Origin of the sequence: Umboniibacter marinipuniceus, from assembly GCF_003688415.1 — a bacterium.
Classification (GTDB): domain Bacteria; phylum Pseudomonadota; class Gammaproteobacteria; order Pseudomonadales; family DSM-25080; genus Umboniibacter; species Umboniibacter marinipuniceus.
This window is the reverse complement of the sequence record NZ_REFJ01000004.1, coordinates 140,805-154,809: the sequence shown is the minus strand read 5'-3', so window position 1 is coordinate 154,809 and position 14,005 is coordinate 140,805. Positions and strand designations below refer to the sequence as shown.

Below are 14,005 nucleotides of genomic sequence, written 5' to 3'. Positions count from 1 at the left end.
AATTAAAAGCGATGAAAAGCGCTACTTAGATGAGACGATAGGTATAAAAGGGGGGTTACTCATCAGCGATTATCGCGCTCCGCCTACCGTTGTGAAAGCGCAGCTCAACCTCATCACCGCTGTTGAGCTCAGCTGCTGCGGTGATGACTTTACCGTCTTCGCTCAGGACCACGCTGTAGCCGCGCTCTAGCGTCGCAAGCGGGGAAACGGAGTTCAGCGTTGAGCCAAGAAGGGTCCAGCGATCACGCTTTTTCTGCAGCAGGTGCTGCGCGTTTTGAATAAGCGATTGCTGTGCTTGATCGGCGCGACGGTGGCTGTTGTTTAGGTTACTCACCAGTAAGCTATTTGACAGTGGCAGTGTTCGCAGACTCTGAGTCTTGGTATTGATCAAGGTTTGTTGAGCGCGAATGAGTCGGCGTTCAAGTGCTTCAATGGTGGTACGCTGGTTGGTTAGGCGTTCGCCGGGATGACGCAAGCGCTGCTTTAACAGGTTTAAGCGTTGTTGTGACTCGCTCAGTTTTACTCTGAGTTGCTGCTGAAGTCGATAGTCAAGGGTGTCAACGGTTTGGGCAAATTGTTGGAGTAGGCGTTCGGGTGACCGTAAGCGCTGCTCGAGCTGTCGAAATTGCTGTTTGTTTTGCTTACCAATTCGAACTAGCGCAATGTGCAAGCGTTGCGATAGCTGCTGTATCTGTCTGAACCAATGGCCTTGATCCGGGCTGGCAAGCTCAGCTGCCTGTGACGGCGTTGCGGCGCGCAAATCGGCAACCAGGTCAGCAATTGAAACGTCTGATTCATGACCTACTGCCGCAATGATGGGTGTTTCCGCTGAAAAAATTGCCCGCGCAACGCGCTCATCATTAAACGCCCAGAGATCTTCCAGTGAGCCGCCGCCGCGGCCGACGATCAACACGTCAAATAGGCCGCTACGCTCCGCTTTAGCAATGGCGTCCACAATCGCGGCAGGCGCTTCACTGCCCTGAACCACCGTTGGAATAATGGTGACAGGAATAGCTGGGCAGCGGGCTTTAAGAACCTTGAGGATGTCGTGAATAGCGGCTCCCTTTGGCGAGGTGATGACGCCAATATGTTTCGGCTGAGTGGGAATAGGTTGCTTGAATTCAGGATTAAATAGCCCCTCGTTTTGGAGCTTCGCTTTTAATTCATCCAGCTGGCGCTGCAGCGCGCCAAGTCCGGCGTCTTCCATATGGTCTACTAAAAGCTGGTAGTCACCCCGGCCCTCGTAGAGGCTCACCCTTCCGCATACCAACACCTTTTGGCCATTGGTGGGGCGAAGTTGAACGCGCAGATTACGCCCCTTAAACATGGCGCAGCGAACTTGGGCGCGTGCATCCTTCAGGGTGAAATACCAATGACCCGACGCGGCAATAGTTACATTCGATAACTCGCCTTCTACCCACATCGTAGGTAGATTGGCTTCTAGCGTTTGTTTGGCGAAGTTATTGAGCTGGGCGACCGTGAATATTTGCCTTTGCTCTGAGGGGGGTAAGTTGTGCATAATTTATGGCTTATATATTCTCGGGCAGCTAGCTAAAGTCATCAATGGATACTTTAACACTAGTTGCCTTTTTTAACATCTATAGAGGTATGCCCCATGCTGCGAATCGCCCAAGAGGCTCTAACCTTTGATGATGTATTGCTGTTACCAGGTTACTCGGAAGTAACCGCGCAGGACGTCTGCGTTAAGACCCAGCTAACTCGCAATATATCGCTCAATATTCCTATCGTGTCCGCTGCCATGGATACTGTCACCGAAAGTCGTCTCGCGATTGCCATTGCCCAAGAAGGTGGTATCGGCATCATTCACAAGAGTATGACCATCGAAGAACAGGCGCAAGAAGTGCGCCGAGTCAAAAAATATGAGAGTGGCGTTGTTCGCTCTCCAATTACCATTGCGCCCAACGCTACAGTAGGTGAGCTGATGGCCATCCGTAGAGAGAATAATATCTCTGGCGTGCCGGTAGTTGATGGTGATGATCTAGTAGGTATCGTGACATCGCGTGACGTACGCTTTATCGAAGATATGGCTACAGAGATTGCTAAAGTAATGACGCCTAAGGCTGATCTAGTAACACTACTAGACGGTGAAATTGAGCCAGCTCGCGTTGAGCAACTACTACAAGCTAATCGTATCGAAAAGTTATTGGTCGTCGATACAGACTTCCGCTTGACGGGGCTCGTGACGGTAAAAGATATCGATCTAACCGAGCAGTACCCGAATGCGAATAAGGATGCCGAAGGGCAACTCCGCGTAGGGGCTTCAGTTGGCACAAGTCCAGATACCGACGACCGCGTTGCTGCGCTAGTTGCTGCTGGCGTTGATGTATTGGTTGTCGATACCGCACACGGTCACTCGAAGAATGTGCTTGAGCGAGTGCGCAAAATCAAAGCTGACTTTCCACAGGTTGATGTGATTGGCGGCAATATCGCAACGGCAGCCGCCGCTCGTGCACTGGTTGAAGCGGGTGCGGATGGGGTCAAGGTTGGTATTGGTCCAGGTTCCATTTGTACTACCCGAATCGTTACCGGTATTGGTGTTCCGCAGATTTCCGCTATTGCCAACGCAGTCGCCGAAGTAGGAGGCGAAGGCATCCCAGTTATTGCAGATGGCGGCATTCGCTTCTCCGGCGATATCGCTAAGGCCTTGGTTGCTGGTGCCAGTGCAGTGATGATGGGTTCTATGTTTGCCGGTACTGAAGAGTCTCCAGGCGAGACCGAATTATTCCAGGGTCGAACTTACAAGGCCTATCGTGGCATGGGCTCGCTCGGTGCTATGAGTCGTACCAAGGGCTCTGCAGACCGCTACTTCCAAGACACTTCAAAGGGTACTGAGAAGCTGGTTCCAGAGGGTATTGAAGGTCGAGTGCCTTACAAAGGCGCATTGAAGAACGTTATTCATCAGCTGTTAGGAGGCGTGAAGTCTTCTATGGGTTACACCGGCTCTGCCGACATGGAAACCTTCCGTAACGTACCTGAATTCGTAAAAGTGACGGCTGCGGGTATGAGCGAATCTCACGTCCACGATGTGCAGATTACTAAAGAGGCACCTAACTACCCAATGAAGTAACGTTTGGGAAGTAATGGCCATGCAGAACCGAGTAAGTGGGCCTAGGCTAGTTACTCGGTTCTTTGCATTTTGCAGAACCATTTTCGCCGATTCTTTGATTCGGCCAACAAAGTGAAATAGCTATGACGCAAGATATTCATCAACATCGTATTCTTATTCTCGATTTCGGTTCGCAGTACACACAGCTCATTGCTCGTCGTGTTCGAGAGATTGGGGTCTTCTGCGAGATTCTACCTTGGGATTTAGCCGCAGAGCATATTAAAGAATTCAACCCTACGGGTATCATTCTTTCGGGCGGGCCGGAGAGTGTTACGGAGCAGGACTCTCCTCGAGCTTCGGATTATGTATTTGACTCAGGCCTGCCAGTGCTTGGCATCTGTTACGGCATGCAGACCATGGCTGAACAGTGGGGTGGAAAGGTAACGGGTTCCGACGAAAGTGAATTCGGCTTTGCTCGCGTTAAGCTTGAGACCGCTGGCACGTTGTTAGCGGGTATTGTTGATCACGACGACGAAGTGGGTCAGCAGATTGATGTCTGGATGAGCCATGGTGATAAGGTCACTACGCTTCCAGAGGGTTTTGTGGTGACGGCTTCAACCCCTTCGTGTCCTATTGCTGGTATGGCGAATGAAGACAAGAAGCTATACGGTGTGCAGTTCCACCCCGAAGTGACGCATACGCTTCAAGGTGAGCGAATTCTTCGCCGTTTCGTGGTTGATATCTGTGGCTGTGAAACGCTATGGACACCCGGTAATATCGTCAATGATTTGGTTGCGACCGTTCGTGAGCAGGTTGGCGATAAACAAGTGCTTCTTGGGTTATCGGGCGGTGTTGATTCGTCAGTGGTGGCGGCGCTACTGCATAAAGCCATCGGCGATAAATTGGTCTGTGTCTTTGTGGACAACGGTTTGCTTCGTAAGAACGAAGGTGACCAAGTGATGCATATGTTCGCTCAGAATATGGGAATCCGAGTGATTCGCTCGGACCGCGAAGATCTATTCCTCGATCGGTTGGCAGGGGTTAGTGATCCGGAAGCTAAGCGAAAGATCATTGGCAATACCTTTATTGATGTATTCGACGAAGAGGCGACGGCTCTGAAGGGGATCGATTTCCTTGCGCAGGGTACCATCTATCCCGATGTCATTGAGTCAGCCGCTTCAAAGCACGGTAAAGCACACGTCATTAAGTCGCACCACAACGTGGGTGGTCTTCCTGAGGATATGGCTTTTGAATTAGTTGAACCACTGCGCGAGCTGTTTAAAGACGAAGTGCGTAAAATTGGTTTAGAGCTGGGATTACCCTACGACATGGTGTATCGCCATCCATTCCCAGGCCCTGGTCTTGGTGTTCGTATTCTGGGCGAAGTAAAGCGTGAATACGCCGACATCCTTCGCGAAGCCGATGCCATCTTTATTGAAGAACTACACAACGCTGGTTGGTACCACGAAACTAGCCAAGCGTTTGCGGTATTCCTACCGGTGAAATCAGTAGGTGTTGTGGGTGACGGTCGTCGCTACGAGTGGGTGATCTCACTCCGCGCTGTGCAGACCGTGGACTTTATGACAGCGCATTGGGCTCACTTGCCCTATGAATTGCTAGGGCATGTATCCAACCGAATCATTAACGAAATTAGTGGCGTTTCGCGGGTTGTTTACGATGTTTCCGGTAAACCGCCGGCGACGATTGAGTGGGAATGATTACTCCCTAATTAGCGCCAATCAGCTGAAGCCCATCGCCCTAACGAGCGTTGGGCTTTTTTTGTACTATTTTCTATCGATTCTTCGGAAATCATTCCAGAGTTACGTATACTAAATTAAGGGATAACAATAAGGTAAAGGTATGGCGAAGGATGCTCGATTGGTAAATTCACGTTGGTTCAAGGTGCTTGTTTCGGTACTGCTTTTAGTCATCATTTTGCTTGTTGCAACGCCAACTGCCCTCAAACACATCGTCACTCAGCGAATTGCGCCAAGTTATGGCTTAAACCTAAGCATGGCAACTCCCGATATCACTTGGCATCAAGCCGCCATAACCCTCGATGAAATTGAGCTGCGCGACGATCGTGACCAAGTGCTGGCCCAAATTGGCAATTTAGCTGTTGATGTCAACCTTGCGGCGTTATTTCGTGGCGAAGTGCAGCTCGAATCGGTTTCGATCACGGAGCTAGACGTTAATGTTGAAACCGCCGACGGTGATTCGAACCTGCAACGCCAGTTAACGCTAGTTAATGAGAAGTTAGCGCTACAGTCGTCTACCACTGAAGAAGTTGAACCATCTAAGGAAGATAGTGAACCTTGGCGGTTTTCACTGCTCTCGTTTCAACTTCAGCGGGCAAGTTTAGGGTTTAGTGACCAACAACATCCCAACCCTCCGGCGGAGGAACTGGTGGTGATTGAGCGGTTGGAGATTGATGGTCTGATGGTGGACCCAATACTAGAGCGTGTAGATATTGATAGTATTCGTTCGTCCTCGCTGGTGGCAAACGGATGGGTGTCCGAAAATGGGGATGTGAACGTCAATCGCTTATTGGGCTCGGTGATTCCTGTTGCAAACCAAGACAATAGTAAAATCGAGACGGCAACCGAGGTGACCCTCGTGGATCAGTCTGCTTCATCAAGCTCTGACGCGACGGATTCGCCAATAGCTGACCAAACTTCGGAAGAAGACCAAGGTATGGCGGCTAGTCCCAAGGATTCAGTAGTGTCAGATAATACTAGCGAAGGATGGATAGTTGCGCTTCATCAGGTGGCAATCAACAACTATCAGCTTAATTTCTGGGACTTGTCATTAGAACGCGAGGCCAACTACCAGTTGGGCCCCATCGATATATCACTGGAGAATTTTGAGACCAAACCATTTCAAGAGGCGGACGTTAACTTTCAAGCTAGCTTGGGTGGAGAATCGTCCATTACGATTGACGGGAAACTGCAATTAATCCCACTGGTCTCAGATGCCAATATCACTATTAGTCAACTAGAGCTCAGCCAGTTTCAGCCCTATTTAGATAGTGTTACTTGGGCTGACATCGAGCAGGGCTCGATTACATTGAATGGGCACCTCAACGCCAATATGGTCGGTGAGGGCAGTCCAACGGTGGAGTACCTAGGCGACGTTTCTGTTGATAACCTACGGCTCATCGATCGACGCGATGGCAGTTTCATTGCTGGTCACGAAAGCCTACAAGTTATCGGACTGGACTTTAACCTCGGGAACATGATGGTTCGTGCGGAAGAGGCGGCGCTAATAGACTCTGAGTTGACGCTGTCTATTAATTCCGATGGCGAATTCAGTCTCTTGTCGCTGGCTCGTGTAAGTGAAGAGACGCTTATTGAGGAAGGTAAAAAAGTCGAGGAAGTGGGCGCTCAGTTCGGCTTGGCAGTGCAGGTGGCTCGAGTCGAGAATGGGCAGTTTCGTTTTAGTGATGACTCCTTGACCTCACCCTTCGATATGACGATTGGTCTGGATCATATTCAGGTGAACGGCGTGAGTTCGGTGAAGCGCCCTGAATCTGCCATTGCTAGGATGAACTTCGGCCGAGCTGGAATCTTGGAATTTGATGGCGCCACCCAGGATGACAATACGGTGGCTACGTATCGTATAGCGGATCTACCAATGGCGAATATCTCCGGCTATATTGCCGCGCTAAGTGGTTATGAAGTGCAGCGGGGAACCTTCAACCTTGACGGGCGCTACACCATCAGTGATTCGGCTTTGGCCGTTGACAACGAGCTTAAGGTGCGTAGTTTTGAGCTCGGGCGAGCTATTCGTGATGAGAACACCCTTCCGCTGCCACTTGCCACGGCCATGCTCAGTGATTCAAACGGCGACATTGAGCTATCGCTCCCCATTCGCGGTAACTTGGATGATCCCAGCTTCTCTGTAGGCAGTGTGGTTGCTGAAGTGATGACCCAAGCGATTATCAACGCGGCGACGTCCCCCTTCACGCTGTTAGGTAGTTTGGTGGGGCAAGATGATTTAAATGTCGTCCTATTTAGCCCTAACAGTTACGAGCTCAGGGCGTCCGAGAAACTCAAGCTTGATCACCTAGTTGAAGCGCTGTTAAGTAAGCCAGACCTAGTACTGCGAATCACGCCAACCGCGCATAATAGTTTAGACACGGATCAGCCCCAACCTCTCGCTGAGCGTGAGCAGGAGCGCCTTGAGTCGCTTGCTGATGAGAGAGCTCAGAGGATTGTTAGCTACCTGGTGGATGAGACACAGTTAGATGAGGGGCGAATTCAGGTCATTAACCCCGTTAGAACCTCCGCGCCAACCACTGAGGTGGAATTAATTCTATCCATTGAACTCGCGGTGGAGTAACGTTCGAGAGCGTATAGCGGCGGCTTGGTTTTAGTCTCGCTGGGGGTTACCTCTCTGGGTTTTAGCTTCGCTGGTTTTAGCTTCGCTGGTTTTAGCTTCGCTGGTTTTAGCTTCGCTGGTTTTAGCCTTGCTGGTTTTAGCTTTGCTGGGGCTTTTTTGGCCGCCAGTGGATGTGCCTTCTAATAGAGTTAGTCTTTCGATGTTTTAAGTGTGGTGAGGAGCTGGTCTTTCTCGTGCCACACGTTATTCACCCACTCCTGAACATCGCCTTTGTAGCGGGCGTCGTTCTGATAATCACCACCGCGAACATGGTCTGGGATGCTTACACTTCGGACAGATACTTCAACCGCGCCAGCTTTTCCACAGAGGAAATCCCAGAAGGTGGGTCTGCCGTGTGGGTAGTGGATGCTGATGTCGAGCAGTGTATCCAGAGTGTTTCCCATGGCGCCTAAAACGAAGCCGGCACCGCCAGCTTTTGGCGGAAGTAAATGTTGAAACTGACTTTGTTTTAGTTGGTATTTTTGCTCAGTAAAGCGAGTGCCTTCCATAAAATTGAAGACGGCGGTGGGTGTGTATTGAAACTTTTCGCATGCTTTGCGTGTCTCAGCCAAATCTTTACCTTGCTTGTGCGGATGTTTGGCGAGGTATTCGCGGCTGTAGCGGCGCATAAAGGGAAAGTCTAACGCCCACCAACAAATTCCCAGAACGGGTACCCAGAATAATTCGCGCTTGAGAAAGAACTTCAACATGGGAACTTTACGGTTGAGAATCCGCTGGGCGATGAGAATATCGGCCCAACTTTGATGGTTGGCCGTAACGAAGTACCACTTATCGGGGGATAAGTTCTCCGGCACGTCCACGTTCCAGTGGTCTGCTTCAGTGATGCTGAGGGCCCAGCTATTCACACTGATCCAGAAGGTAGCTATAGAGCATGCTAGGCGGGTGCACAAGGTCTGCCAGCTTCGCATTGGTAATACGCGCAAGGCACTGACCAGGACAAGCGGTAAGAAGCATATGAGCGTATTGGTAATCATGATGGTTACGGCAATCAGTCCGCGCAGCAGCGAAAACGAAGGTTGATAGCGGTTCAGGGTACTCATAATTTACTCAACTAATTTGGTTGCTTGGCCTTTGGCGTGATTATACGCCGAAGTATTCTTGATGAGAATACGCTCGTTTTTGCCTTTTCAGTATTTCATATAAGCGCTGCTCATCAACCCTCATCACTGACCGTTTAAAGTGAATTCGCATGTGGCTTGAAAGCGATATTGGTTTGATCAGAGCGCTGAGTTACACATCAGAGATATTCAGCAGTTGATCAATTACCGGTGCGAATTTTGCTTTATCCGGGGAGCTGTGGAGGCGAATAAGCGAGGCGAGCGCCTGCTGGGAAAGCAGCGCAAATTGCTTTTCACTTTCGATGTCGAAGAGAATTTGCAGTAGAGTAGTACGCGTGAGGTCCACCCCCGTTCTAGAATCCACAACAGTGAATGCTTCACTGGAGGAAATCATATCTCGGACATCATCAAGTGTGATGTAGCGACTAATTGACGTATCATAGATTCGTCTATTGGGATATTTTTTAAGCGTGATCATAAGGCTAGAATAGAGAAAGTCGTGGGTGATTCCCAGCGTTTCACCAATAAAAGCCAAGTTAAGAGGATAGAAAGTGAAGACTTCGTCATCCCTTCAGTTGTTACGAGAAAAACGATTTGGTCCGTATTTTGTGGCCCAGTTTCTCGGTGCGTTTAACGACAATCTATTTAAGAACGCCCTGCTGATAATCGTAGCGTTTGGTGCCGCGCGCAGTGAGCAGGAAATTGGCCTTATAAATAACCTGGCAGCTGGCCTGTTTATTCTTCCTTTCTTTCTCTTTGCGTTGGTGGCTGGAAACATTGCCGATACCGTTGATAAACAACTCATCATTAAACGCCTCAAATTGACGGAATGTTTACTCGCATTCGCCGCCGTGCCAGCCCTATTGAGCGGCGACGTTAAATTAATGTTGGCGGTATTGTTCGGTTTCGGTCTACAAAGTGCCTTCTTTGCGCCGGCCAAGTATTCACTGCTACCACAGCACCTAGCCATGCACGAACTCGTGGGCGGTAATGCGCTGGTTCAACTAGGGACCTTTGTCGCTATTCTCGTGGGAACCTTAGTTGGTGGCATTTTCGCGAGTAGTCAACTGCTTCTGTATTGGTTATGTGGCTTGATTGTCTGCGTAGCGATATTGGGTTATGTCTTCGCCTGTTATGTTCCGCCCGCGCCACCAAGTCAAGATACCACGGCGAAGGTTGACTGGAATATCTGGCGCATGGGCCAATTAGCCGTTAAGGAAATTCGTAAGACACCGGGGGTGTTACTCGCCATTATGGCGGTGTCTTGGTTTTGGTTTCTCGGAACGGTAGTGCTTACGCAATTGCCAAGCTTCAGTAAGTCGGTTCTCGGTGGTGATGCCACCGTTGTCAGTGTTTTATTAGCCATTTTTTCGGTAGGCATTGGCGCGGGTTCACTGCTGTGTGAAAGATTGTCGGCAGGACGTTTGGAGATTGGCTTAGTGCCGTTGGGTGCCATAGGGATGGCAGTTTTTGGTAGTTTGTTCGCCTTCGCTCCCGCTGCTGGCGGGGTGGAGTTGGTGAGTGCGCTGTCGTTTTTCAGTTCTGGAAGTGGAATTTGGGTGGGCCTTCACGTTGTCTTAATAGGCGTATTCGGTGGGTTGTACATTGTGCCACTTATGGCGCTTATTCAGGCGAAGACCAGCAGCGATATGCGCGGGCGCACCATGGCTATTAATAGCGTGATGAACGCGCTCTTCATGGTTGTCGCAGCGCTGTTTAGTATTGTTGTCTTGGTGATTCTGGAGTGGTCGCTCTCCACGCTGCTATTGCTCACAGCACTGGGTAATCTGGTGGTGTTAGCGGTGATTGTGAAAGCCGTTCCTGCCTACTTTATCCGTATGCTGATGTGGCTGGTGGCACAATTAAGCTACCGGCTACGCGTTGCAGGGAGAGAAAACCTACCCGAGACCGGACCGGGATTAATCTTGGCAAATCACGTTACCTTTATAGATTGGATGCTATTAGGCGCAGCTAGCGTTAGACCTTTGCGATTCGTTATGTACAAGCCCTTCTATGACATACGAGTGCTGAGACCAATACTTCGTTGGGCGGGAGCCATACCCATTTCGCCGCGCCACGAAGATGAGAAGTGCTATCGTGAAGCTATGGATGCAATTAAACAAGCGCTACGCGACGGTGAGTTGGTGCTGGTCTTTCCGGAGGGGAAGCTCAGTGAAACGGGAGAGCTTCAGACGTTTCGAACGGGCTTTGAACGAGTGTTAGCAGAAGTGCCCGTGCCGGTGATACCGGCTGCCTTACACGGCCTCTGGGGGAGTTTTTTCTCCCGTCGATGGGGGCGGGCAATGCGCAAGCCGTTCAAGCGCGTGTATTCTCGTGTAGGCGTGGAGTTTGGGTGCCCAGTGGTACCAGAGGAAGCGACGGCCGAAGTATTACAGCAGCAGATTGCCACAATGTTAGCGAAGGAAGAACAGATTGAACGATAACTACTTTATGAGCAGGGCGCTTGAACTAGCAGCTATGGGCGCCGACATAAATGAGGTTCCCGTTGGCGCCGTGGTAGTGCTTGATGGAGAAATCATTGGTGAAGGCTTTAATCAACCTATCACCACCCATGATCCCACAGCTCATGCTGAGATGGTGGCACTTCGGCAAGCGGCCAAGAATTTGCAAAATTACAGACTGCCCGAAGCCGAAATATACATCACCATGGAACCCTGCTCCATGTGTGCCGGAGCAATTGTTCATAGTAGAGTGAAGCGAGTTATTTTTGGTGCCGATGAGCCAAAGTCAGGGGTGGCGAAAAGCCAGGCAAACTTCTTTAAGTCTGAGTGGCTTAATGCCTGGCCTGAGGTTGAGGGAGGAGTACTCGCTGAGGAGGCGAAAGTTTTGCTTCAGGGGTTCTTCAAGCGTAGACGAGCAGAAAAAAAGGCTGAAAAGCTCGCTAAGCAAGTGGAATGCGACGTTGAAAAGTTGGTGAACCTAAAGAGCGACCCGAGCGCGTCATAGTTCAACTACTTAATGAAGTATTCCAAGACTAACTGGCTACCCACGTAGGCCAAGAGCAACAGGCCATAACCAACGAAGGTGAGCGTAGTTGCCCGCTGTCCGCGCCAACCTAACGCATAATGTCCCACTAACAATCCCGCATAGAAGCACCACGCCATGATACTGAGTACAGTCTTGTGAGCAAGATGTTGAGCGAACAGATCCTCTACGTAGATAAAGCCAGTGGCGATGGCCGCGCTGAGGATGATGAAACCTGCCCAGAGAAAGCTAAATAGAATAGCTTCCATGGTCTGAAGCGGGGGCATAACTGAACTGAATCCCGTGACGTTGTGATTGCGCAGCTGCCGATGCTGAATAGCGGTTAAGATGGCTTGTATTGCCGCGCTAGTCAGGAAGCTATAGGCAAGTACTGAAAGTAATATATGGGCGATCAAGCCGGGGCTTAGGTCGCTGATGGGCGTTGCTAGGTCCTGGTCACCAAGTAACAGACCGAACAGGGTGAGGGCAGTAATGGGGCCGAGTGCAAAAGACAGCCCTTGGGTAGGTTGGCGAACACTGGCAATAAGTAACACCCACTGAGAGCTAATCATGATGAGTGCGAGCACGTTAAGAAGGCCAAGACGAAGTGCGTAACCGTCATAGAGCGCAGCAAGTAATGGCGGCATAGCGAGCACGCAGGCGATTAATAGGCCGCTAGTGCCAAGCTTGGCATGGCGTGGCTTGCCGTGCTTGAGAGCACGAAGTTGACTCCAGCCTAAACTGAGAAAAATGGCCGCGGAAATTACAATTAAGCTATCGAACATGGCAGTTGCCTTGGTTGTGATGCATAAAGTGCGCTAGTAACTGTGATTGTCGTTTATTCGTCTGCGTGTTGGCAACTTTTTTACAGCTTAAGTGTCGGCTTTTTTGCGATGAATAAGTACTACGAGGTGATTAAACTACACTCAGGTCTGTGCTATGATGCGCGGCTAACAGAATTTATCTTGTGGAAAGCTTTATGTTCGATTCACTATCCGATCGCTTATCGTCAACGCTACGCTCCATTCAGGGCAAGGCGAAATTAAGCGAAGACAATATTAAAGATACCCTGCGTGAAGTTCGCCGGGCATTGCTTGATGCCGACGTGGCGCTCCCTGTTGTAAAGAGCTTTGTTGAGCAGGTTAAGCAGCGTGCAGTGGGCACCGAGGTGGCCAAGAGTCTAAATCCTGGTCAGCAGTTTATTAAGATTGTAAATGATGAGCTAACGCTCGTCATGGGCGAGGCCAATGAGAGCCTAGACCTAAAGGCAACGCCACCGGCAGTGGTATTGATGGCCGGCTTGCAGGGTGCAGGTAAGACCACCTCTACGGCTAAACTTGCCAAATACCTCATCGAACGTGAAAAGAAAAAGGTCATGGTCGTTTCGGCTGACGTTTATCGCCCTGCGGCGATTAAACAGCTGCAGACGCTCGCCGCTGAAGTGGATGCAATCTTTCACCCTTCAACGGCCGATGAAAAGCCTGTTGATATCGTAACGGGTGCCATCGATGCTGCCCGTAAGACGCACGCCGATGTGCTACTTGTGGATACTGCGGGCCGACTAGCTGTTGATGACGCAATGATGGCGGAAATTCAAGCGCTTCACGCCGCGGTTAATCCGGTTGAAACCTTGTTCGTCATTGATGCGATGATTGGTCAAGATGCTGTGAATACGGCACAGGCTTTCAATGAAGCGTTGCCACTAACGGGTGTAATTCTCACCAAAACAGATGGTGACGCTCGCGGCGGTGCAGCGCTCTCGGTTCGTCATGTAACGGGCAAACCAATTAAATTTATTGGTGCCGGCGAGAAAGTTGACGCGCTAGAGCCATTCCACCCTGATCGTATCGCTTCACGTATTTTGGGTATGGGCGATATGCTCACCATGATCGAGGAAGCTGAGCGTAAGCTGGATAAGAAGAAAGCTGAGAAGCTGGCGAAGAAGGTTAAGAAGGGTAAAGCCTTTGATCTCGAAGATCTTCGCGACCAGCTCCAGCAAATGCAAAACCTCGGTGGTATCGGCGGTATTTTAGATAAAATGCCGGGTATGGGCCAAGTAAGTCAGATGGCGCAGAACCCTGAGGTGACCAAGAATTTTAAGCGTATGGAGTGCATCATTGACTCAATGACGCCAGCTGAAAGAGCTAATCCAGACCTGCTTAACGGATCGCGAAAGCGTCGTATTACCATGGGGTCAGGAACACAAATTCAGGATTTGAATCGTTTGCTCAAGCAACACAAGCAAATGGCTAAAATGATGAAGAAAATGGGTAAAAAAGGCGGCATGTCTAATATGATGCGCGGCATGGGTGGAATGATGCCTGGACAAGGCGGCATGCCACCGGGTGGTAAGTTCCCTGGTGGGGGCGGATTCCCTGGGCTCTAAGCTAGTTTTAGCTACGAGTTCCATCTTGGTGTAATCGCCTTTCTCTATAAGGGGAAACTAGGCTTTGCATCGAGGGCTTTTTTTCCGTATGATAGCGCGCCTCAAAGC

General features: G+C 50.2%; 10 protein-coding genes. 6 read left to right on the top strand and 4 right to left on the bottom strand.

The features are described from left to right. Positions 1-55: 55 nt before the first annotated feature. Positions 56-1,519, bottom strand: a complete 1,464-nt coding sequence (gene xseA / locus DFR27_RS09010) for an exodeoxyribonuclease VII large subunit (RefSeq protein WP_121877135.1) — start codon at positions 1,517-1,519, stop codon at positions 56-58. A 96-nt stretch (positions 1,520-1,615) separates the two neighbouring features. Between xseA and guaB the strand changes: the two genes are divergently transcribed. The 3 genes from guaB to DFR27_RS08995 all read left to right on the top strand — a co-directional run bounded on the left by guaB (position 1,616) and on the right by DFR27_RS08995 (position 7,408). Continuing rightward, on the top strand, positions 1,616-3,088 hold the full coding sequence (guaB, locus tag DFR27_RS09005) for an IMP dehydrogenase (RefSeq protein ID WP_121877134.1): 1,473 nt from the start codon (positions 1,616-1,618) through the stop codon (positions 3,086-3,088). Positions 3,089-3,210: 122 nt separating this feature from the next. Then, positions 3,211-4,785, top strand: a complete 1,575-nt coding sequence (guaA, locus tag DFR27_RS09000) for a glutamine-hydrolyzing GMP synthase (protein WP_121877133.1) — start codon at positions 3,211-3,213, stop codon at positions 4,783-4,785. Positions 4,786-4,927: 142 nt separating this feature from the next. Further along, the gene (locus DFR27_RS08995) at positions 4,928-7,408 is read left to right on the top strand and encodes a DUF748 domain-containing protein (protein WP_121877132.1); all 2,481 of its coding nucleotides are present in this window, start codon (positions 4,928-4,930) and stop codon (positions 7,406-7,408) included. Between the two features lie 188 nt (positions 7,409-7,596). Here DFR27_RS08995 and DFR27_RS08985 read toward each other — a convergent pair whose 3' ends face one another. Both DFR27_RS08985 and DFR27_RS08980 read right to left on the bottom strand, forming a co-directional pair. Beyond that, the gene (locus tag DFR27_RS08985; RefSeq protein WP_121877131.1) at positions 7,597-8,508 is read right to left on the bottom strand and encodes an acyltransferase; all 912 of its coding nucleotides are present in this window, start codon (positions 8,506-8,508) and stop codon (positions 7,597-7,599) included. Between the two features lie 190 nt (positions 8,509-8,698). Next, a complete protein-coding gene (locus tag DFR27_RS08980; RefSeq protein ID WP_121877312.1) occupies positions 8,699-9,004 on the bottom strand; it encodes a polyhydroxyalkanoate synthesis regulator DNA-binding domain-containing protein in 306 nt (101 codons plus the stop codon). A 73-nt stretch (positions 9,005-9,077) separates the two neighbouring features. Here DFR27_RS08980 and DFR27_RS08975 point away from each other — a divergent pair, with 73 nt between their 5' ends. Beyond that, entirely contained in the window at positions 9,078-10,970 is a 1,893-nt protein-coding gene (locus tag DFR27_RS08975; RefSeq protein ID WP_121877130.1) for an MFS transporter, read from the top strand. Beyond that, on the top strand, positions 10,960-11,493 hold the full coding sequence (gene tadA, locus DFR27_RS08970; RefSeq protein ID WP_425452020.1) for a tRNA adenosine(34) deaminase TadA: 534 nt from the start codon (positions 10,960-10,962) through the stop codon (positions 11,491-11,493). Before DFR27_RS08975 ends, tadA begins: the two co-directional genes overlap by 11 nt. A gap of 5 nt (positions 11,494-11,498) precedes the next feature. Here tadA and DFR27_RS08965 read toward each other — a convergent pair whose 3' ends face one another. Further along, on the bottom strand, positions 11,499-12,296 hold the full coding sequence (locus tag DFR27_RS08965; protein WP_121877129.1) for a cytochrome C assembly family protein: 798 nt from the start codon (positions 12,294-12,296) through the stop codon (positions 11,499-11,501). A gap of 194 nt (positions 12,297-12,490) precedes the next feature. Between DFR27_RS08965 and ffh the strand changes: the two genes are divergently transcribed. Next, positions 12,491-13,897, top strand: coding sequence for a signal recognition particle protein (gene ffh / locus DFR27_RS08960; protein WP_121877128.1), 1,407 nt, complete (start codon positions 12,491-12,493; stop codon positions 13,895-13,897). Positions 13,898-14,005: the final 108 nt, after the last annotated feature.